Source organism: Streptomyces sp. R28 (genome assembly GCF_041052385.1).
In the GTDB taxonomy this organism is placed as follows: domain Bacteria; phylum Actinomycetota; class Actinomycetes; order Streptomycetales; family Streptomycetaceae; genus Streptomyces.
Genome location: NZ_CP163439.1, coordinates 4,509,933 through 4,529,408 on the forward strand (window position 1 = coordinate 4,509,933; position 19,476 = coordinate 4,529,408).

Annotated in this window: 18 protein-coding genes; 9 read left to right on the forward strand and 9 right to left on the reverse strand. The window is 71.0% G+C overall.

Features of this window, described 5'->3' with window-relative positions:
• Nucleotides 1-20 precede the first annotated feature (20 nt).
• The 7 genes from AB5J49_RS19825 to rsmI all read right to left on the reverse strand — a co-directional run bounded on the left by AB5J49_RS19825 (nucleotide 21) and on the right by rsmI (nucleotide 6,872).
• On the reverse strand, nucleotides 21-800 hold the full coding sequence (locus AB5J49_RS19825; protein ID WP_369169957.1) for an MHYT domain-containing protein: 780 nt from the start codon (nucleotides 798-800) through the stop codon (nucleotides 21-23).
• A gap of 180 nt (nucleotides 801-980) precedes the next feature.
• A complete protein-coding gene (locus AB5J49_RS19830; protein ID WP_369169958.1) occupies nucleotides 981-1,880 on the reverse strand; it encodes a 4-(cytidine 5'-diphospho)-2-C-methyl-D-erythritol kinase in 900 nt (299 codons plus the stop codon).
• Nucleotides 1,877-2,797 carry a 16S rRNA (adenine(1518)-N(6)/adenine(1519)-N(6))-dimethyltransferase RsmA gene (gene rsmA, locus AB5J49_RS19835; protein WP_369169959.1) on the reverse strand — a complete coding sequence of 307 codons (921 nt, stop codon included), beginning with the start codon at nucleotides 2,795-2,797 and terminating at the stop codon, nucleotides 1,877-1,879. The genes AB5J49_RS19830 and rsmA overlap by 4 nt, the downstream gene beginning before the upstream one ends.
• A gap of 93 nt (nucleotides 2,798-2,890) precedes the next feature.
• The gene (locus AB5J49_RS19840; RefSeq protein WP_369169960.1) at nucleotides 2,891-4,357 is read right to left on the reverse strand and encodes a ubiquitin-like domain-containing protein; all 1,467 of its coding nucleotides are present in this window, start codon (nucleotides 4,355-4,357) and stop codon (nucleotides 2,891-2,893) included.
• Between the two features lie 141 nt (nucleotides 4,358-4,498).
• A complete protein-coding gene (locus AB5J49_RS19845; protein ID WP_369169961.1) occupies nucleotides 4,499-5,380 on the reverse strand; it encodes a TatD family hydrolase in 882 nt (293 codons plus the stop codon).
• Nucleotides 5,381-5,443: 63 nt separating this feature from the next.
• Nucleotides 5,444-5,833 carry a hypothetical protein gene (locus tag AB5J49_RS19850; protein WP_369169962.1) on the reverse strand — a complete coding sequence of 130 codons (390 nt, stop codon included), beginning with the start codon at nucleotides 5,831-5,833 and terminating at the stop codon, nucleotides 5,444-5,446.
• Nucleotides 5,834-6,023: 190 nt separating this feature from the next.
• Nucleotides 6,024-6,872, reverse strand: a complete 849-nt coding sequence (gene rsmI / locus AB5J49_RS19855; protein ID WP_369169963.1) for a 16S rRNA (cytidine(1402)-2'-O)-methyltransferase — start codon at nucleotides 6,870-6,872, stop codon at nucleotides 6,024-6,026.
• A 62-nt stretch (nucleotides 6,873-6,934) separates the two neighbouring features.
• On the opposite strand from rsmI, the gene AB5J49_RS19860 reads away from it, so the two are divergent.
• Complete coding sequence (locus AB5J49_RS19860) at nucleotides 6,935-8,677, forward strand: dolichyl-phosphate-mannose--protein mannosyltransferase (RefSeq protein WP_369169964.1); 1,743 nt, start codon at nucleotides 6,935-6,937, stop codon at nucleotides 8,675-8,677.
• A gap of 25 nt (nucleotides 8,678-8,702) precedes the next feature.
• Here the strand turns inward: AB5J49_RS19860 and fxsT are convergent, their stop codons facing one another.
• The gene (gene fxsT / locus AB5J49_RS19865) at nucleotides 8,703-11,393 is read right to left on the reverse strand and encodes an FxSxx-COOH system tetratricopeptide repeat protein (RefSeq protein ID WP_369169965.1); all 2,691 of its coding nucleotides are present in this window, start codon (nucleotides 11,391-11,393) and stop codon (nucleotides 8,703-8,705) included.
• 5 nt (nucleotides 11,394-11,398) lie between these two features.
• Between fxsT and AB5J49_RS19870 the strand changes: the two genes are divergently transcribed.
• The 3 genes from AB5J49_RS19870 to AB5J49_RS19880 all read left to right on the forward strand — a co-directional run bounded on the left by AB5J49_RS19870 (nucleotide 11,399) and on the right by AB5J49_RS19880 (nucleotide 15,194).
• Nucleotides 11,399-11,620, forward strand: coding sequence for a hypothetical protein (locus AB5J49_RS19870; protein WP_369169966.1), 222 nt, complete (start codon nucleotides 11,399-11,401; stop codon nucleotides 11,618-11,620).
• A 139-nt stretch (nucleotides 11,621-11,759) separates the two neighbouring features.
• Nucleotides 11,760-13,406: a penicillin-binding transpeptidase domain-containing protein gene (locus AB5J49_RS19875; protein ID WP_369169967.1), complete on the forward strand. Its 1,647-nt coding sequence runs from the start codon at nucleotides 11,760-11,762 to the stop codon at nucleotides 13,404-13,406.
• A 105-nt stretch (nucleotides 13,407-13,511) separates the two neighbouring features.
• Nucleotides 13,512-15,194 (forward strand): penicillin-binding transpeptidase domain-containing protein, encoded by a 1,683-nt coding sequence (locus tag AB5J49_RS19880; RefSeq protein WP_369169968.1) that lies wholly within the window; start codon nucleotides 13,512-13,514, stop codon nucleotides 15,192-15,194.
• A 36-nt stretch (nucleotides 15,195-15,230) separates the two neighbouring features.
• Here AB5J49_RS19880 and AB5J49_RS19885 read toward each other — a convergent pair whose 3' ends face one another.
• On the reverse strand, nucleotides 15,231-15,590 hold the full coding sequence (locus tag AB5J49_RS19885) for an SsgA family sporulation/cell division regulator (protein WP_369169969.1): 360 nt from the start codon (nucleotides 15,588-15,590) through the stop codon (nucleotides 15,231-15,233).
• A gap of 197 nt (nucleotides 15,591-15,787) precedes the next feature.
• Between AB5J49_RS19885 and AB5J49_RS19890 the strand changes: the two genes are divergently transcribed.
• From AB5J49_RS19890 to AB5J49_RS19910, 5 genes are all read left to right on the forward strand, one after another.
• Nucleotides 15,788-16,852: an energy-coupling factor ABC transporter permease gene (locus AB5J49_RS19890; RefSeq protein ID WP_369169970.1), complete on the forward strand. Its 1,065-nt coding sequence runs from the start codon at nucleotides 15,788-15,790 to the stop codon at nucleotides 16,850-16,852.
• 1 nt (nucleotide 16,853) lies between these two features.
• The gene (gene cbiQ, locus AB5J49_RS19895; protein ID WP_369169971.1) at nucleotides 16,854-17,615 is read left to right on the forward strand and encodes a cobalt ECF transporter T component CbiQ; all 762 of its coding nucleotides are present in this window, start codon (nucleotides 16,854-16,856) and stop codon (nucleotides 17,613-17,615) included.
• Entirely contained in the window at nucleotides 17,603-18,370 is a 768-nt protein-coding gene (locus AB5J49_RS19900) for an energy-coupling factor ABC transporter ATP-binding protein (protein WP_369169972.1), read from the forward strand. Before cbiQ ends, AB5J49_RS19900 begins: the two co-directional genes overlap by 13 nt.
• Nucleotides 18,371-18,399: 29 nt before the next feature.
• Nucleotides 18,400-18,867, forward strand: a complete 468-nt coding sequence (locus AB5J49_RS19905) for a MarR family winged helix-turn-helix transcriptional regulator (RefSeq protein WP_369175202.1) — start codon at nucleotides 18,400-18,402, stop codon at nucleotides 18,865-18,867.
• A gap of 132 nt (nucleotides 18,868-18,999) precedes the next feature.
• A complete protein-coding gene (locus tag AB5J49_RS19910) occupies nucleotides 19,000-19,449 on the forward strand; it encodes an organic hydroperoxide resistance protein (protein ID WP_369169973.1) in 450 nt (149 codons plus the stop codon).
• The last annotated feature ends 27 nt before the right edge of the window (nucleotides 19,450-19,476 follow it).

Consider the following 19,476-nt stretch of genomic DNA (forward strand, 5'->3'; position numbering starts at 1 on the left):
TCGGGGAGCAGCGGGAGCCGTCAGGCCGTGGTGAGTTCGACCTCGCGCAGCAGCTGCGCCGCGGCCGCCGACTCGTGGCGCTTGCCGGTCGGGGACAGCGCGACGTACGCGGCGGCGAGGAAGAGGAACGAGCCGAGCAGCACGGCCAGCGGGAAGATGAACTCCGTGGCGGTCGCGCCGGGCAGGGGCGCGCTGCTGGGCGCGAGGGAGATGCGCACGGCGTACATCGCGGTGTAGTGCATGCTGCTGACGGCGAGCCCCATGACGAGCGCGGCGGCGGTCGCCAGCACCGGTCCGCGCACGATGAGCGTGAGCGTCAGCGCGGCGGTCGCGGCGACGACGGCGATCGCGACCGAGGCGATGACGAGCATCGGGTCGTATGCGACGTCGCCGTGGAGGTTGAGCGCGGCCATGCCGGTGTAGTGCATGGCGGCGACACCGAGCCCGGCGCCGAGGCCGCCGAGGCCGACCGACATCACGCGCGAGCGGCCGTATCCGGCGGTGAAGACGCCGGCCGCGACGACGGCGACGGCCATCAGCAGGCTCAGCACGGTGATCGGGACGTCGAAGCGGATCGGGGTGCCGTCGACACTGAAGCCCATCATCGCGATGAAGTGCATGGTCCAGATGCCGGAGCCGATGGCGAGCGAGGCGAGCAGCAGCCAGTTCCGCTTGGAGGCGCCGTCCGCCTCAAGTGCCCTGACGGTGCAGCGCAGTCCGAGCGCCGAGCCGACGCAGGCCATCGCGTAGGACAGGACCGGGGTGACCCATCCCGCGCTGAAGTGGTCCATGTGCCCCATGGGAGCTCCTTGAGGGTGCCGCCGGCAACAGAGGACCGGGGGTGGCCGAACATGGCCCCCTCTTCAAGGAGCGGACCACCCGAAAGGGATCATGGAGGCGAATGGATTAAGTTTCAAGCACTGTGCCGAACTGTGACGCACATTACCCTTGCGTGCATGTTTATGCAGGCCAGGCCGGTCTCAGCGACTGATCACCGTGGCGCCCGGGGCAGGACCCGACGCCGTACGCACCGTCCGGCACGTGCCGCACGACCGTAGAGTTTCGGCCACCTTCTGCGCCGACTCGGGGTCGCGGGCGAGGAACGCCGTCGTCGGGCCCGAGCCGGAGACCAGTGCCGTGAGCGCACCGGCGGCGCGGCCGGCCGCAAGGGTGTCGGCCAGTTCCGGGAAGAGGGAGAGGGCGGCGGGCTGGAGGTCGTTGTAGACGGCGGCGGCGAGCGCGTCGGGGTCGCCCTTCGCGAGGGCGTCGAGGAGCGGCTGGGAGGCGACGGGCTCAGGGATGTCGGTGCCCTCGCCGAGCCGGTCGAACTCCCGGAAGACGGCGGGCGTCGACAGCCCGCGCTCGGCCATCGCGAACACCCAGTGGAAGCCGCCGCCCACGTCGAGCGTACGGAGCTTCTCGCCCCGCCCGGTGCCGAGGGCCGCCCCGCCGACCAGGCTGAACGGCACGTCACTGCCCAACTCGGCGCAGATGTCGAGGAGTTCCTCGCGGGAGGCGTTCGTGCCCCACAGCGCGTCGCAGGCGAGGAGCGCGCCCGCGCCGTCCGCACTGCCGCCCGCCATGCCGCCGGCGACCGGGATGTCCTTGGCGATGTGCAGGTGCACGGCCGGGTCGATCCCATGGCGCTCGGCGAGAGCGATCGCCGCCCGCGCCGCCAGGTTCGTACGGTCCAGCGGGACCTGGTCGGCGTCCGGCCCCTCGCAGGTCACGCGCAGTTCCCCGGCCGGGGTCACGGTGACCTCGTCGTACAGGCCCACGGCGAGGAAGACGTTGGCCAGGTCATGGAACCCGTCGGGGCGGGCGGCGCCCACCGCGAGCTGGACGTTGACCTTGGCGGGGACGCGAACGGTGACGCTCACTGCTGACCCGGCTCCTTGTCATCCTTCTCGGGTTCTGCCTGGTGCTCGGCGTTGTCGTCTGCCTTGTGCTCGGCGATGCGCACGAACTCCTCGACGGTCAGCGCCTCTCCGCGTGCCTGCGGCGAGACGCCGGCCGCGACGAGCGCCGCCTCGGCGGCCGCCGCCGAACCCGCCCACCCGGCGAGCGCGGCCCGCAGCGTCTTGCGGCGCTGGGCGAACGCGGCGTCGACGACGGCGAAGACCTCGCGCCGCGAGGCGGTGGTCTTGAGCGGCTCGGTGCGCCGGGTCAGGGCCACCAGCCCGCTGTCGACGTTCGGCGCGGGCCAGAAGACGTTGCGCCCGATGGCACCGGCCCGCTTGACCTCGGCGTACCAGTTGGCCTTCACGGACGGCACGCCGTACACCTTGGAGCCGGGCGCGGCGGCCAGCCGGTCGGCGACCTCCGACTGCACCATGACGAGGGTGCGTTCGATGCTCGGGAAGGTTTCGAGCATGTGCAGCAGGACGGGGACCGCCACGTTGTACGGGAGGTTCGCGACCAGGGCGGTGGGCGGCGGGCCCGGGAGCTCGGTGACGTGCATCGCGTCGGTGTGCACCAGCGCGAAACGGTCGGCACGCTCCGGCATGCGGGCCGCGATGGTCGCGGGAAGCGCGCCGGCCAGCACGTCGTCGATCTCGACGGCGGTGACGCGGTCGGCCACCTCCAGCAGGGCGAGCGTGAGGGAGCCGAGCCCCGGGCCCACCTCGACGACCACGTCGTCGGGGCGGACCTGCGCGGTGCGGACGATACGGCGGACCGTGTTCGCGTCGATCACGAAGTTCTGGCCGCGCTGTTTGGTGGGGCGCACACCGAGGGCGGCCGCCAGCTCACGGATGTCGGCGGGGCCCAGCAGGGCGTCAGGGGTGGGGCTACTCACCCGACAAGGGTACGGGGCACCGCCGGGCGCGATCGCACCAGCGCAGCCGGGTTCCCGGCCGGACGGTCACGCGAGCCACCGCGCCCCGGGCGGTCACCCGTGCAACCGCGCCCCACAGTGCGGCCAAGGGCTCGCTCCCTGCCGCACATACAGCTTCTTCGCCCGCAGCGTCTGTTCCTCCTCCGGTGCGTCCTGCGGCCGCCCCTTACCCCCGAGGTTCCGCCAGGTCTGCGTGTCGAACTGGTACAGCCCGCCGTAGGTCCCCGACGAATCCACCGCATCCGCCCGCCCTCCGGACTCGCACGCCGCCAGGCCCTGCCAGTTCAGATCGCCCGCACCGTGCACGGACGTCGGCAACGGCTTCGTCCCCACCTTCACCACCTGGGTCCGCGGCTCCCGCACCACCTCGGTCCTGATCCGCCGCGGCTTCTGCCTGACGCCGTTGACGGTGCGCAGCGAGTACGTGATCCGCCGCAGCCCCGGCTGGCCCGCTCGCTCGACGACCTCCGTGCCCTTGAACACCGCGGGGTCCTCGACCCGCTCCGTGGCGAACGGGATCGCCTCGTCGCGGACCTCCTTCCTGCCGGTGATCCTCAGGACCGTGACCGTCTGACCGTCGCGCGGAAAGCTGTCGAGCGCGACGGACGTGGTGTCCTGCCCGCGCAGGGTGATGCCGGCCTGCTCCACGACCTCGCCCACGGTCGCCGCGTTCGTACGGATGGGGCGCGCCAGGCCGTCCGCCATGATCGTCACCGCCCGCTCGGTGCGCACCTCAAGCGCGAGCCCTTCGCGCCCGATGCGACGGGAGCGCGGCGTCGACAGATACGCCCCCTCCGCACGCACCCCCAGCTCCTTGAGCGCCGCCTCGACCGTGCGCGCGGTCGTCCACACCTCGCGCCGCTGACCGTCGAGCGTGAGCCGCACGGGGCGTCCGTAGTCCACCTCGACCTCGTCACCGTTGGTGAGCGCCGCACCGGGAGCGGGCGCCACCACGTCATGCGCCCCCACGTCCACGCCCTCCTCGGAGAGCAGTTCGGTGACGTCGTCCGCGAAGGTGTGCATGGTGCGCGGCTCGCCGTCGACGCTCAACTCGATCGCCTTGTCCTCGGCGACGAAGGCGGTCGTCCCGCCCGCGAGGAACGCGACCACCAGCGCCTGCGGCACGAGTCTGCGCATGGGCCCGTCCACCCGCTCGGCGGCCCGAGCCCGGTGCCGGCGCGCGGCTCGCCGACCGTGCCGGGGGCGCACGACGGGTGCGGGCGCCGCCTCGGGAATCTCGTACGCGGGCCGGTACGTGTCCTCGTAGTCCCCGTAATCCCCGGAGTCCCCATGGGCGCCATGATTCCCGTAGGCCCCACCGCCGCCATGGCCGCCGTGGACACTGTGGCCGCCGTGGCCCGCGTACAGCCCGTACACAGGGCCGTATGTGTCCGTACGCGTCTCGTACGGCCCCGGCACCCCGTATCCCAGCGTCTGAGCGCTGTACGGGTCGAAGCCGCCGTACGCCGGGGGCTCGTGGGCGGGGCTCGGGCCATACGTCTCGAACTGCGCGTTGCTCACGACGACACGCTCCAGCGGAGGGGTCCGGATCGGGCCCACAGAACCTAGCGGAGGGGTCGTTACTCTCCAAAGCGACGCGACCACGCAACGTGACCGGAGGAGCCGGGGTGAACCCGGCGAGCGTTATCCGTCGGTTATCGGTCAGTAGCCGAAGGCATGTGCCGTGTTCGACCCGAGTGCCCCCGCCAGCGCGTCCTCGTCGATGCCCCGCACGGCGGCCATGGCACGCACCGTGATCGGAATGAGATACGGGGCGTTGGGCCGTCCGCGGTACGGGGCCGGTGTGAGGAAGGGCGCGTCGGTCTCCACGAGGAGCAGCTCCAACGGGGCCACCGCCACCGCGTCCCGCAGGTTCTGGGCGTTCTTGAAGGTGACGTTGCCGGCGAAGGACATGTAGTAGCCGGCCCGGGCACACACCTGGGCCATCTCGGCGTCCCCGGAGTAGCAGTGGAAGACGGTCCGCTCGGGGGCGCCCTCCTCCTTCAGGACGCGCAGGACGTCCGCGTGGGCGTCGCGGTCGTGGATGACCAGGGCCTTGCCGTGCCGCTTGGCGATCTCGATGTGGGCGCGGAAGGACGCCTCCTGCGCCTCCTTGCCCCCGGGCCCGGTGCGGAAGTAGTCGAGGCCGGTCTCGCCTACACCCCTGACGTGCTCCAGCGCGGCCAGCCGGTCGATCTCCGCGAGCGCCTCGTCGAGCGCCCGCGCTCCCCCGGGTTCGCGCGCGCCCTGCCGTGACCAGCCGTCGGGGTCGCCGTGCACGATGCGCGGAGCCTCGTTCGGGTGCAGGGCGACGGTCGCGTGCACGGCGTCGTACCGCGCCGCCGTCTCGGCCGCCCACTGCGAGCCGCGTACGTCGCAGCCCACCTGCACGACCGTCGTCACCCCGACCGACGCCGCCTTCGCCAGGCCCTCCTCCACCGTGCCGGACTGCATGTCGAGGTGGGTGTGGGAGTCGGCGACCGGCACCCGGAGCGGTTCCGGGAGGGGCGGGGCGGCGTGCTTGTCGGAGGTGTTCGAAGGCATGCCCCGATCCTACGAAAGGAGCATGCCTTCTCTGTCGGCGCTCGGTCTCAGCCGGCGCTCGTCTCAGCTCGCCTTGCGGTGGAAGACGTGCAGGAGATCGGACAGATGCCAGTGGTGGTCCGCCTCGGCCGCCGACTCCGGCTTCGCCTGCCGGGGGATCGGGCGCTGGGGGTGCAGGGAGTTCTGCACGGAGGACACCTGCCCGGCCCGCATGATGCGGACGACGTGGTTGTCGCAGTTCTGACACGTGGGCCGGCTCAACGGAGACGGAACCACCTGGCCGTCGGCCACGTACATGACGAATTCACGCCCGTCGCCGTCGATGTGGTGCTCTATCTCGTACGACTGCTCCCAGCCGTGCCCGCACCGCATGCAGGCGAAGGAATAGGACTCGTGGACGACGGCGGTCGCGGCGTTGCGAAGGCCCGTGGTCTGCTGTGCGATCTCGCTCATGCCAGCTCCTGTGGTCCGCTGGTGGGACGGGTTGCGTCCCTTCGTCCAGTGGACTCCTCTGCGGGAGCGAACGCACGCCATCTGTCCAGTGTTGGCGGCGACTTGGACGTTCCTTGCCGAAAGGGCCGGGTCCCTTTACCCCCGCATGGGGCGCCCGCTCAGCCGAGATACGCCCTGCTCACACGGCGTGTCACGCCCCAGCGTTCTTCGCCGCCACGACCGCGTCGAAGACCTCCCTCTTGGGCACCCCGGCCTCCGCCGCCACCGCCGCGATGGCCTCCTTGCGCCGCTCCCCCGCCTCTTCCCGCACGCGAACCCGCCGCACGAACTCCTCGGCACCGACCTCCTCGGCCCCCTTCGGCGGCGCGCCCTCGACCACGACGGTGATCTCCCCGCGCACCCCCTCCGCGGCCCAGGCCGCGAGCTCCCCCAGCCCGCCCCGCCTGACCTCCTCGTACGTCTTGGTCAGCTCCCGGCACACGGCGGCCCGCCGCTCGGCGCCGAACGCCTCGGCCATCGCGGCGAGCGTGTCGTCGAGCCGGTGCGGGGCCTCGAAGTAGACGAGTGTCCGCCGCTCCTCGGCCACCTCCCGCAAACGCGACATCCGCTCCCCCGCCTTGCGCGGCAGAAACCCCTCGAAGCAGAACCGGTCGACGGGCAGCCCGGACAGCGCGAGCGCGGTGAGCACGGCGGAGGGCCCCGGTACGGCGGTGACGCGGATGTCCTTCTCGACGGCCGCGGCGACCAGCCGGTACCCGGGGTCCGACACCGACGGCATCCCCGCGTCGGTCACCAGCAGCACGCGCGAGCCCTCCAGGAGCGCCTCGACGAGCTCGGGCGTACGAGCCGCCTCGTTGCCCTCGAAGTACGACACGACCCGCCCGGCGGGCTGTACGCCCAGCGCCTGGGTGAGGCGCCGAAGACGCCGGGTGTCCTCGGCGGCGACCACGTCCGCTCCCGCCAGTTCCTCGGCGAGCCGGGGCGGGGCGTCCTTGATGTCGCCGATGGGGGTGCCTGCCAAAACAAGGGTTCCTGTCACGTTTCCATCCTCGCAGGGCGCATCCACGCGACTCCCACAGACGTGTTCCCTACGATGGCGCGGTGACCAGTACCGCGTCCTCCACGGACACCCGGCAGGGCCAGGCGACCCACGAGCAGCGGCCTTCGTGGCAGCAGCGGCTGCGCCGCTTCGGCTACACGCCGGCGCCCAGAAGCGACGTACGCGACCGGCTCGACCCGCCATATGTCCAGCCCAGCCCGCGGATGTGGCAGTTCCTCGGCGTCCCGCGGCCGCTCGCCGAGCGGGTCGCGCGCTGGTCCGGCTGGGGCGGTCCGCTGCTGGTGACGCTGCTCGCGGGAGTGCTGCGGTTCTGGAACCTCGGCAGCCCGAAGAAGGTGATATTCGACGAGACGTACTACGCCAAGGACGCGTGGGGGCTCGTCCACCGCGGCTTCGAGGTCAGCTGGGACAAGAACGCCAACGACCTGATCCTGTCGACGAACGGTCACGTCCCGATCCCCACCGACGCGGCGTACGTCGTGCATCCGCCGGTCGGCAAGTACGTCATCGGGCTCGGCGAGCTGATGTTCGGGTTCAACCCGTTCGGCTGGCGGTTCATGACGGCGCTGCTGGGCACCCTGGCCGTCCTGATGCTGTGCCGCATCGGCCGCCGTATCTTCCGCTCCACCTTCCTGGGCTGCCTCGCGGGCGGGCTGATGGCGGTGGACGGGCTGGCCTTCGTGATGGCCCGCACCTCGCTGCTCGACGGGGTGCTGATGTTCTTCGTGCTGGCGGCGTTCGGCTGCCTCGTCGTCGACCGGGACCGGGCACGCGCGAAACTCGCGGCCGCGCTGCCGGCCGACGCCGACGGCCGGGTCCGCCCCGACGCGCACACCGCCGAGACCCTGCGCCTGGGGTGGCGTCCGTGGCGCTGGACGGCCGGTCTGATGCTGGGCCTGGCCATCGGCACCAAGTGGAACGGCCTGTACTTCCTGGTCGCGTTCGGCCTGATGACGGTCCTCTGGGACGTCGGCGCCCGCAAGATCGCCGGTGCCCGCTACCCGTACACGACGGTACTCAAGCGCGACCTGGGCTTCGCCTTCCTGGCGACCGTGCCGGTGGCGATCGTCACGTACTTCGTGTCGTGGACGGGTTGGATCCTCTCGCCCACCGACGGCACCGGCGGCTACTACCGTGACTGGGCGTCCGCAGGCGGCCGCAGCAGCAGTTGGTCGTGGCTGTTCCCCGACTGGTGGCTGAGCCTGTGGCACTACGAGCACCAGGTGTACGAGTTCCACGTCGGCCTGTCGTCCCCGCACCCCTACCAGTCCAACCCGTGGAGCTGGATCGTCGACGGCCGCCCGGTGTCGTTCTTCTACGAGTCCTCCCTGCCCGGCAAGGACGGCTGCTCCGCCGACGCGGGCGAGAAGTGCGCGCGCGAGGTACTGGCGATCGGCACGCCGCTGCTGTGGTGGGTGGCCGCCTTCGCGGTCCTGTACATCCTGTGGCGCTGGCTCTTCCGCCGCGACTGGCGAGCGGGCGCCATCGCCTGCGGCGTCGCGGCGGGCTACCTCCCCTGGTTCCTCTACCAGGAGCGCACGATCTTCTTCTTCTACGCCGTCGTCTTCCTCCCCTTCCTCTGCCTGGCCGTCGCCATGCTCCTGGGCGCGATCATCGGCCCACCGCGCGCAGGCGAGACCCGCCGGGTGGCGGGGGCCACGGGCGCGGGCGTCCTGGTGCTGCTGATCGCCTGGAACTTCATCTACTTCTGGCCGATCTACACGGGGACGGCGATCCCGGTCGACGACTGGCGGTCGCGGATGTGGCTGGATACGTGGGTCTAGGGGCGGACGCTCGATCCGCTGTTCGTCATCCTTGCGATGTCAGGGCACTGAGGAGGCCCGCGGTGGCCAGGGTGTCGGGGTGGTCGTCGCCCAGCACCCGCCGCCGACGCTCCAGCGTGTCCTGCGCCAGGTCCCGCGCCTCCTCCACCCGACCCAGTGCCGCCAGCCGGATCGCCAGGTTGTTCGCGGAGGTCAAGGTGTCGGGGTGGTCGTCACCCAGCACCCGCCGCCGACGCTCCAGCGTGTCCCGCGCCAAGTCCCACGCCTCCTCCACCCGACCCAGTTCCGCCAGCCAGATCGCCAGGTTGTTCGCGGAGGTCAAGGTGAAGAGGTGGTCGTCGCCCAGCACCCGCCGCCGACGCTCCAGCGTGTCCCGCGCCAAGTCCCACGCCTCCTCCACCCGACCCAGTTCCGCCAGCCGGATCGCCAGGTTGTTCGCGGAGGTCAAGGTGTCGGGGTGGTCGTCACCCAGCACCCGCCGCAGACGCTCCAACGTGTCCCGAGCCAGGTCCCGCGCCTCCTCCACCCGACCCAGATCAGCCCGCCAGACCGCCAGAGCGGTCGCGGAGTTCAATGTCCAGGAGTCGTCCTCGCCCAGCACCCGCCGCTGGCGGTCTAGCAGGTCACTGTGCAGCGTATGGGCCTGATCGTGCTCGCCGACGGCGGCGAAGGCCTGAGCCAAATAGTTGACGACCCACCAGGTGTGAAAGTGGTCCGGGCCCAGGAGCGCGGTCCACGCTTTGTGGAGGGCTTGAAGGCGTGGCAGAGCCACCGGAGCTCCGCCGCGGTCGATGAGGTACAGGCATGCTTCGCATGCCGCATAGCGGGCGTCAGCAGTGACCAGGTCGGCCGGGTCGATGGCCAGCGCGTGGGGCAGCAAGTCGGGCCAGAAGGGCCAGGCGGCAGGTTCCCGCGCCTGGCCAGGGTAGGCCGCGCCCACCAGAAGACTGGCGTCCCGCGCCGCGGCGGCGCGCTCCTCGGCTGAAAGCTGGTCTTTGAGCACGGCCTGGGTGAGGCGGTGCAGGTGCAGGCTGCCACCGGCGACCCTCGCCAGTCCGTGCCGATTCACCAGTGACAGGACACGGTGCCTGGCACTCCTATCAGCCAACACCCCGTCCACCAGTGAGAACTCGTCGACCTCGCGAGGAGCGCCCATGGGCAGCGCGAACGGTTCGGGGGCCAGCAGGGCGCAGCCCTGCAACACATCGGCCGCCCCCGGATCCTGCTCCCGCAGGATCCGCATGCTCAGGCGTATCTGTGCCGCCAGCGACCAGGGATAGTCCGGTGGCCGGCCCTCATCGGTGACCGCGCCGGCATTGCTGCCCAGCAGCTCCAGGTACTCCTCCACGGTCGTCGTGGTGAGGACCTCGGCGGCCTGGACCAGGGCCAGGGGCAGATCGTCCAGCGCCTGGGCGAGCCGGTCCGCATCCGCCTGCGATAACCACGCCGTCCGGCTGCGCAGCAACGTGACCGACTCCCGACGGGCGAGCACGTCGACGTCCAGCGGCGTCGCCACACCGTGCCAGCGCGGGTTGCGTGAGGTGATCAGCACATGCCCCGCCCCGGACGGCAGGTATCCGGCCAGCTCTGCCGGATCCTCGGCGTTGTCGAAGACGATCAGCCAGCGCGCCCGCGACCGCAGCTCCGCGGCCAGCGCGGCCACCGCTTCTTCGGGAGACGTGTCCCGCCGTGCGGCACCGGTCTCCACGGCCAGCAAGGCCAGTTGGTCCGGGATCAGCGCCGTGTCCTCGGCCCGCACCCACCACAACAGCTCGTACTCACCGCAGAACCGGTGCGCGTACTCGGTGGCCAGCTGGGTCTTGCCCACCCCGCCCCGCCCGTCCAGCGCAACCACCGCCACCGTGCGACCGCCCGCCAACAGGCCACGCACCTCGACCAGAAGCTCATCACGGCCGACGAAGCCGGCATTGCGCATCGGCACGTTCCACACGCGAGGCAGCGTCCCCGGCAGCCGCGGCCCCGTCGCCCCCATACTCCGCAAACGGCCTGCGGCAACTCCGTTCGTGCCGCCGGGGAAACCCGGCCGCGCTTTGGACGCCCCGACCGGACCGGTGACCGCCTCCAGCAGCACTTCCCGGGCGCGTTCCTCGTCCAGCCCATACAGGGCCGGCGCCTTGAGCGCCCGCAACATCGGCGGCGCCTCCGCAGCGTCGACCCGCACCGGGATGAGCTTGTCACGCCCGGCGATCACCGCCGTCCACTCCTCGGTGGTCCACCGCTCGCGATCGAAGTAGGCCGCGGAGAACAACGCCACCATCCGACGCTGCGCGATGGCCTCGTCCATCCGCACGATGACGTTGTCCCCGGCCCCCCAGTGCCAGGAATCCAGCTCCACGTCGTATCCGGCGTCCTGCAAATGCCAGGCCACCCACTCAGCCCAGGCCAGATCCGCACCCGCATGGCTGACGAACAACCACTGCCCGCCCTCAGTACCCACCAACTCAACCCCCGTGCCTGCCGAGCGGTCCCAACTCACCGAGGCTAGAACCCACGTGGACCACTGCGCCTGCACTTGCCTCGAATCCCCGCAGCAGACGAGTACGTCTTCTCCGATGCCCCACCCGCCCATGCCCGTTCCGAAGGAGGCACAGGCGGTCGTGTCCGGGCCACGGTCAGCGCCACCCGCGTTCGCCGCAGACAGTCCCACACAGGGGCGGGCCGACTTGCGTAACAGGAGCACTCCACGATCGTTCATTGGACATGAACGTAACCAAACGAACACTCGCTGTCATCGCCCTCGCCGGAGTCGCGGCCCTGTCGGCCACCACCGTCGCCAACGCCGACACCCGCGACTCACAGCCCCCGCAGACGTCCACGAACCTGGTGTACCCGTACTCGGCCGCCTACCCGCCGGGCGTCCTCCCCCTGGCGGCTGCTCCCGCAGTCGCCATCCTCGGCCTCGCCCCGTTCGGCGTCCTCTGAGGATCGTCGCCCGCCGAGCGCTGCGGTCGGCCGAACAGGCCGACCGCAGCGCATAAAAGCGGCCAACAAAAGAAAACACCTTCCACAGGTTTCCCTCACGCCACTTACAGTGCGGAGGACTGGAACGGGGAGGGGACGCATGTCCAAGGGGGTCAAGGCTGCCGTCATAGGCGGGGTGTTCGCCGTGATGGTGGGCGGGGCCGGGTACGGCGCGTACAACATCATGTCCGCGTTGAACGGCGGCGGGGCGACAGGGCAGGGCGGTGAGCCGGCGCCGGTGCGGTCCGGGCCGCCCAGTGGGGACGAGGTCGAGGAGACCACGGCGAAGTTCTTCGCGGCCTGGGAGAAGGGGAAGGCGGCGCAGGCGGCGTCGTACACGAACAACGACGCGGCCGCGGAGGCCGTACTCACCTCCTACGGCAAGGCCGCGCACATCACCGGCGTGAAGATCACGCCGGGTGCGGCGAAGGGCGCCACCGTGCCGTACACGGTGAAGGCCAAGGTGTCCTACGGCGGGAAGTCCGAGGCGCTCAGCTACAAGAGCCGGCTCACCGTCGTGCGCGGGCTCACCACCGGGCGGGCCCTCGTCGACTGGCAACCGACCGTGATCCACCCGCAGTTGAGAAGGGACGACACCCTCGTCACCGGTGAGGCGGCGAACCCGCCCATCGAGGCCGTCGACCGCGACGGCACCGTGCTGACGAAGGAGAAGTACCCCTCCCTCGGCCCGATCCTGGACACGCTGCGCGAGCGGTACGGCAGCAAGGCCGGCGGCTCGCCCGGCATCGAGCTGGCGATACGGCACGCCGACGAGTCGGCGGACACCTCGCTGCTGACCCTCGCGAAGGGCAAGCCCGGCAAGCTGGAGACGACGCTCAGCGCGAGCGCGCAGGCGGCGGCCGAGAAGGCGGTGAAGCAGTACGACCAGTCCTCGGTGGTGGCGCTCAAGCCGAGCACCGGCGAGGTGCTGGCGGTGGCGAACCACCGGGACGACGCCTTCAACGCGGCCTTCGAGGGGCGCGTCCCGCCCGGCTCCACGATGAAGATCATCGCCGCGGCGATGCTCATAGACAACGGCGTGACCTCGATGAACGGCCCGGCGCCCTGCCCGGACACGGCGACCTGGCAGAGCCAGACCTTCAAGAACCTCACCGGCATGAAGGCCGACGAGAGCGCGAGTGCCACGCTCGCAAACGGCTTCGTGCGCTCCTGCAACACAGCCTTCATCAAGCTCGTCGACGAGGACCCGCTCACCGACGCCTCGCTGACGACGGAGGCCGAGGAGCGGTTCGGGCTCGGCCGGGGCGACTGGAAGACCGGCATCACGTCCTTCGACGGCAGCGTCCCCGCCTCCGGCGGCCCCGACCGCGCGGCCAACGCCATCGGCCAGGGCCAGGTCGAGATGAACCCGCTGAACATGGCGTCGGTCACGGCCACCGCGATCACCGGCGACTTCCGGCAGCCGTATCTGGTCTCGCCCGACCTCGACGGCCGCCGACTGGCCACCGCCAAGGGGCTGCGGGCGAGCACCGCCGCCCAGCTGAAGCAGATGATGCAGCTGACCGCGACCTCGGCCCAGGGCACCGCCGTGCAGGTCATGTCCGGGATCCGCGGCGACATCGGCGCCAAGACCGGTTCCGCCGAGATCGACGGAAAGGCCACCTCCGACAGCTGGTTCACCGGCTTCCGCGATGATGTGGCGGCCGCGGCCCTGTCCCAGCAGGGCGGCCACGGCGGCGACGCGGCCGGGCCGATTGTCGCAGCCGTGCTACGAGCGTCCGGCTGAACTTATCCCTCGCGGCACGGGACTCTAGGGTGGGCGTCGTCGTTGGTATGCGTGAGATCGGCGGGGCGGCGGGGGCCCCTGGAATACGCGAGGGAACGGAAAGAAGTGGGCAACAGAGGGCGCGTCGCTGAGCGACGGAAGACCAACCCCGCCGTGCTCGGCGGGATGATCGCCGTGGTCATCGGCGGCGCCGGGTTCGGTGCCTACGCGCTGTTCGGCGGCGGGGCCGTCGCCGACAGCCGTACGCAGTCGACGTCGGCGAGCGCCGACGACAAGGCGAAGGACGTCAAGACCGGCCCGCTGTCGGCGACCGAGGTCACGTCCGCGGCCCGGGAGTTCCTCACCGCCTGGCAGCACGGCCAAGTGTCCGAGGCGGCCGCCGCCACTGACGACACCACGGCCGCCACGACCCTGCTCACCGGCTACACCAAGGACGCCCACATCAAGGACGTCACCCTCACCGCCGGCACCCGCACCGGCGACAAGGTCCCCTTCTCCGTGAAGGGCACGGTGTCGTACAAGGGCACCGAGAAGCCGCTGACGTACGACAGTTCGCTCACCGTCGTCCGCCGCGCCGAGGACGGCAAGCCGCTCGTCGAGTGGCACGCCGCGATCGTCCACCCCGACCTCAAGGACGGCGACACGCTGGTCACCGGCGAGTCCGGCACCCCGCCGGTCAAGGCGCTCGACCGGGACGGCGGCGAGCTGACGGAGGCCACGTATCCCTCGCTGGGCTCGGTCCTGGACGGGCTGCGCGAGAAGTACGGCGAGAAGGCCGGCGGCAAGGCGGGCGTCGAGCTCCAGGTGATCCGCGGCAAGGAGTCCAAGAAAGCCGAGCTGTCCGACAAGTCCCTGCTGGAGCTGAGCAAGGGCACGCCGGGCACCGTGCGGACGACGCTGAGCCCGACGATGCAGGCCGCCGCGGAGAAGCAGGTGGCCGCCAGGGCCAAGGCGTCGGTGGTCGTCCTGCGCCCCTCGACGGGCGAGATCCTGGCGGTCGCGAACTCCTCGCACGGCTTCAACACCGCCTTCCAGGGCTCCCTCGCCCCGGGCTCCACGATGAAGGTCATCACCTCGTCGCTGCTGATCGAGAAGGGCCTCGCGTCGCCGGACAAGGAGCACCCCTGCCCGAAGTACTTCACGTACGGGCACTGGAAGTTCCAGAACGACGACAAGTTCGAGATCAAGGGCGGCACCTTCAAGGCGAGCTTCGCCCGCTCCTGCAACACGGCCTTCATCAGCCAGGCCCCCGAGCTGGACAACGACAGCCTGACCCAGCAGGCCCAGCAGGTCTTCGGCCTCTCCATGAACAACTGGTCCGTCGGCGTGCCGACCTTCGACGGCGCCGTCCCGGTCCAGTCGCAGGCCCAGATGGCGGCCTCGCTGATCGGCCAGGGCGGGGTGCGGATGAACCCGCTGAACATGGCGTCGGTCTCGGCGACGGTCAAGACGGGCGCCTTCAAGCAGCCTTACCTGGTGGCCCCGACGGTCGACAACCGCGCCCTCGCCACCGCCTCCCGCTCCATGTCCGCGTCCACGCTGTCCCAGCTGCGCGAGCTGATGTCCTACACGGCGGCCTACGGCACGGCGGCCGAGGCGATGTCCGGGGTCGTCGGTGACGTCGGCGCGAAGACCGGCTCGGCGGAGGTCGACGGCCAGAAGAAGCCGAACGGCTGGTTCACCGCGTACCGCAACGACCTCGCGGCGGCGGGCGTGGTCCAGGCGGGCGGCCACGGCGGCGACACGGCGGGTCCGATCGTGGCGGCGCTGCTGAAGATGGGTGGCTGAAGCCGGGTCGGGTGGCTGGAGATTGGCGGCTGTGGCTCAGCGCGCCACGGGTGCGGCGGCCAGATAGGTCCGCCGCAGAAACCTCATCAAGGCCTTCGACTCGAACTGCACCACGGAAACGCCCTGGTCCGAGTGGAACTCCACGACGGCCTGCACCCTCCCGCACGGCCACACACGTATCTCGCCGCTCCCGGCCGGGGCACGCAGCCCCTGTTCCAGCAGGGAGCGCGAGAACGTCCACTCGTGTTCCTCGCGACCGGGCAACCGCACGCGCACCGAGCGCGGATCGGTGTCGGGGTCATAGCGCAGGACGACCGGGACGGCCTCCTGCTCCTCCTGCAAAAGGTCGGCGTCCGTGACGATATGTGCTCGGGCGTACTGTTCGACTACCGACATCGGACGGCCCCTTACGCTGCGTGACCTTTGTGAAAGCTGTGCCTCCGCTCCCCCTCCAATGTCGCATATCTTGCGGAAAGCGCTCCCTGGAGCCGACGTATCTCACATGTGGTTTACGCGAGCGCGGATACGGAAGTGCGGACACACAAGCTCCTCGCTCTTGCAACCCATTCGCATTAAGCCACTATCATCGAACGGTGCACGTACCTGACGGATTCATCGACGCCCCTACCTCCGCCGTGACCGGAGTGGTCGCCGCGGCCGCGGTCGCCGTGAGCCTGCGCGGCGCGCGCCGCGAGCTCGACGAGCGGACGGCTCCGCTGGCCGGCCTGGTGGCGGCGTTCATCTTCGCGGTGCAGATGCTGAACTTCCCCGTGGCTGCCGGGACCAGCGGCCATCTGCTCGGCGGCGCCCTGGCCGCGATCCTCGTCGGCCCCTTCACCGGCGCGCTGTGCATCTCCGTCGTCCTGCTGATGCAGGGCATCCTCTTCGCGGACGGCGGCCTGACCGCGCTCGGCGTGAACATCACCAACATGGCGATCGTCGGCGTCGTCGTCGCCTACGTCGTCTTCCGTGGCCTGGTGAAGGTCCTGCCGAAGACGCGCCGGTCGATCACCGCCGCCTCCTTCGTCGCCTCGGTGGTCTCGGTGCCGGCCGCGGCCCTCGCGTTCACGCTCCTGTTCTGGATCGGCGGCACCACCGACGTCTCGATCGGCAAGGTCGCCACCGCCATGGTCGGCGTCCACCTGCTGATCGGCATCGGCGAGGCCGCGATCACCGCGCTGACCGTCGGCGCCGTCATCGCCGTACGCCCGGACCTCGTGTACGGCGCCCGTGACCTGCGCCAGCCGCTGAAGCTGCGGATCGGCGGCGAGCTCGTCGACGCTCCGGCGACCGGGGCCGGGGCCGCGCGGCCGGTCGCGGCCCGGACCTCGCGCCGGACGCTGTGGATCAGCGGCCTGGTCACCTCCCTCGTCCTCGCCGGGTTCGTCAGCTTCTACGCCTCCGCCAGCCCCGACGGCCTGGAGAAGGTCGCCGCGGACAAGGGGTTCGCCGGGTCCGCCGAGAAGCACGCGGGCGCCGACTCCCCCCTCGCCGACTACGGCGTCAAGGCCATCGACGACGCCCGGCTGTCCGGCGGCCTCGCCGGCGTGATCGGCGTCGGCGCCACGGTCGTCGCGGGCACCGGCATCTTCTGGGCGGTGCGCCGGCGTCGTACGGACGAGGCGGCCGACGTGTCGCCCACGAGCGTCGGCGTCTGACATGGGCGCAGGGCACGCGCACCGGCTCTACCGGCACGGGCACTCACCCGTGCACGGCCTGCCGCCGCACACCAAGCTCGCCGCGGCCTTCGCCTTCGTGGTGGTCGTGGTGTCGACGCCGCGGGAGGCGATGTGGGCGTTCGGCCTGTACGCCGTGCTGCTCGCGCTCGTCGCGTACGCCGCGCGCGTGCCCGCCGGGTTCCTGCTGAAGCGACTGCTGATCGAGGTGCCGTTCGTCGCGTTCGCCGTGCTGATGCCGTTCGTGGCGCAGGGCGAGCGGGTCGAGGTACTGGGCATGTCGTTGAGCGTCAGTGGACTGTGGGGCGCCTGGAACGTGCTCGCGAAGGGGACTCTGGGCGTCGCCGCCTCCGTACTCCTCGCCTCCACGACCGAGCTGCGTGAACTGCTCCTCGGCCTGCAGCGGTTGAAGCTCCCGCCGCTGCTCGTGCAGATCGCGTCCTTCATGATCCGGTACGGCGATGTCATCACGGACGAGATGCGGCGGATGCGTATCGCCCGCGAGTCGCGCGGCTTCGAGGCGAAGGGCGTGCGGCACTGGGGCGTCCTCGCGAAGTCGGCGGGCGCGCTGTTCATCCGGTCCTACGAGCGCGGCGAGCGCGTGCATCTGGCCATGGTCAGCCGCGGGTACGCCGGTTCGATGCCGGTGATCGACGAGGTGACCGCGTCCCGGGCGCAGTGGTCGTACGCCCTCGCGCTCCCCTTCGCCGCCCTCGTCGTCTGTCTGCTGGGATGGTCGCTGTGACGGAACCGATTGCCTCCCTCGAAGTGGCCGGTCTGGCCTTCGCCTACCCCGACGGCCACCAGGCCCTGTTCGGCGTGGACTTCTCCGTCGCGCGCGGCGAGCGGGTCGCGCTGCTCGGGCCGAACGGCGCCGGCAAGACGACCCTCGTCCTGCACCTCAACGGCATCCTGACCGGCGGCACGGGCACCGTGCACGTCGCCGGGCTGCCCGTCGGCAAGCAGCACATGGCCGAGATCCGGCGCCGGGTCGGCATCGTCTTCCAGGACCCGGACGACCAGCTGTTCATGCCGACGGTCCGCGAGGACGTCGCCTTCGGCCCCGCGGCGGCCGGGCTGAAGGGGCTGGAGCTGGAGGAGCGGGTCGACCGGGCGCTGGAGCGGGTCGGCATGGCTGAGTTCAAGGACCGTCCGCCGCACCACCTCTCCTTCGGCCAGCGGCGCCGGGTCGCGGTGGCGACCGTCCTGGCGATGGAGCCGGAGATCCTCGTCCTGGACGAGCCCTCCTCCAACCTCGACCCCGCCTCCCGCCGCGAACTGGCCGACATCCTGCGCTCGTTGGACGTCACCGTGCTCATGGTCACGCACGACCTGCCGTACGCCCTGGAGCTGTGCCCGCGCTCCCTCGTCCTCAGCGAGGGCGTGATCGCGGCGGACGGCAAGACGGCGGAGCTGCTGTCCGACGACGAGCTGATGCGCGCCCATCGCCTGGAGCTGCCGTTCGGATTCGATCCGCGGTCCGTGACAATGGGCGCGTGACCAAAGACGAGGGCACCGGGAACGACGGGATCGGGGCCGCGGGTATCGGGGCCGAGGGCTCGCTGCTGCTGGACGAGCAGCTGTGCTTCGCGCTGTACGCCGCCCAGCGCGCGGTCACGGCCGCGTACCGCCCGCTCCTCGACGAACTCGGCCTCACCTACCCGCAGTACCTCGTCCTGCTGGTCCTCTGGGAGCGCGGCGAGACGACGGTGAAGGAGCTGGCCGGCGCGCTGCGGCTGGACTACGGCACGGTGTCGCCGCTGCTCAAGCGGCTTCAGGCGGCGGGGCTTGTCCGCCGGGAGCGCGCGGCGAGCGACGAGCGCTCGGTACTGGTCAGGTGCACGGGGCGCGGCGAGGAGCTGCGGGAGCGCGCGGCCCGCGTGCCCGGCGCCCTGCTCGCCGAGACCGGGCTCGGCGGCCCGGAGGTGGAGCGGCTGCGCGGAGAGCTGTGGCAGCTGGCGACGAAGGCGGCGGCAGCGGCCGACCGCACCCGCTGATCTCGCCTTACCAACAGTTACTACCCCCTGGTAACGGCAGGCGCCCTACCGGCAAGTACCTTGTGCACGATGTACTTGTGCGCCCATGCGGCGGAGCCGCACATGGACACAGTTTCTGGGGGAGGGCCAATCATGACCGCCGAGGACACCGCCGTCGACACCCGTCCGACGAAGATCATGTACGTCGCCGAGGCCACCGCGCACGGCGGCCGGGACGGCTATGTCACCAGCCAGGACGGCCAGATCGAGCTCAAGGTCGCGATGCCCCCGCAGCTCGGCGGCGACGGCAACGGCACCAACCCCGAGCAACTGTTCGCCGCCGGCTACAGCTCCTGCTTCCACAACGCGCTGATCCTGGTCGGCAACCGCGAGGGCTACGACCTCACCGGATCCACGGTCGCCGCGAAGGTCGGCATCGGCCCCAACAAGCACCGCGGCTACGGCCTCGCGGTCGCCCTCAGCGTCTCCCTGCCGGTCCTGGACGCGGACCTCGCGGCCAAGCTGGTGGACGCGGCGCACGAGGTCTGCCCGTACTCCAACGCGACCCGGGGGAACATCGACGTCACGATCCTGCTTGGGTAGAAGGGCACCCGCAGCAGGCAGGACGAG

Excerpts from the sequence above, each read along its gene's own strand:
- AB5J49_RS19825 (WP_369169957.1), bottom strand. The coding sequence starts at position 800 with ATGGGGCACATGGACCACTTCAGCGCGGGATGGGTCACCCCGGTCCTG.
- AB5J49_RS19845 (WP_369169961.1), bottom strand. The coding sequence starts at position 5,380 with ATGCCTTCGAACACCTCCGACAAGCACGCCGCCCCGCCCCTCCCGGAA.
- AB5J49_RS19850 (WP_369169962.1), bottom strand. The coding sequence starts at position 5,833 with ATGAGCGAGATCGCACAGCAGACCACGGGCCTTCGCAACGCCGCGACC.
- fxsT (WP_369169965.1), bottom strand. The coding sequence starts at position 11,393 with ATGAACGATCGTGGAGTGCTCCTGTTACGCAAGTCGGCCCGCCCCTGT.
- AB5J49_RS19870 (WP_369169966.1), top strand. The coding sequence starts at position 11,399 with ATGAACGTAACCAAACGAACACTCGCTGTCATCGCCCTCGCCGGAGTC.
- AB5J49_RS19875 (WP_369169967.1), top strand. The coding sequence starts at position 11,760 with ATGTCCAAGGGGGTCAAGGCTGCCGTCATAGGCGGGGTGTTCGCCGTG.
- AB5J49_RS19885 (WP_369169969.1), bottom strand. The coding sequence starts at position 15,590 with ATGTCGGTAGTCGAACAGTACGCCCGAGCACATATCGTCACGGACGCC.
- cbiQ (WP_369169971.1), top strand. The coding sequence starts at position 16,854 with ATGGGCGCAGGGCACGCGCACCGGCTCTACCGGCACGGGCACTCACCC.
- AB5J49_RS19900 (WP_369169972.1), top strand. The coding sequence starts at position 17,603 with ATGGTCGCTGTGACGGAACCGATTGCCTCCCTCGAAGTGGCCGGTCTG.
- AB5J49_RS19910 (WP_369169973.1), top strand. The coding sequence starts at position 19,000 with ATGACCGCCGAGGACACCGCCGTCGACACCCGTCCGACGAAGATCATG.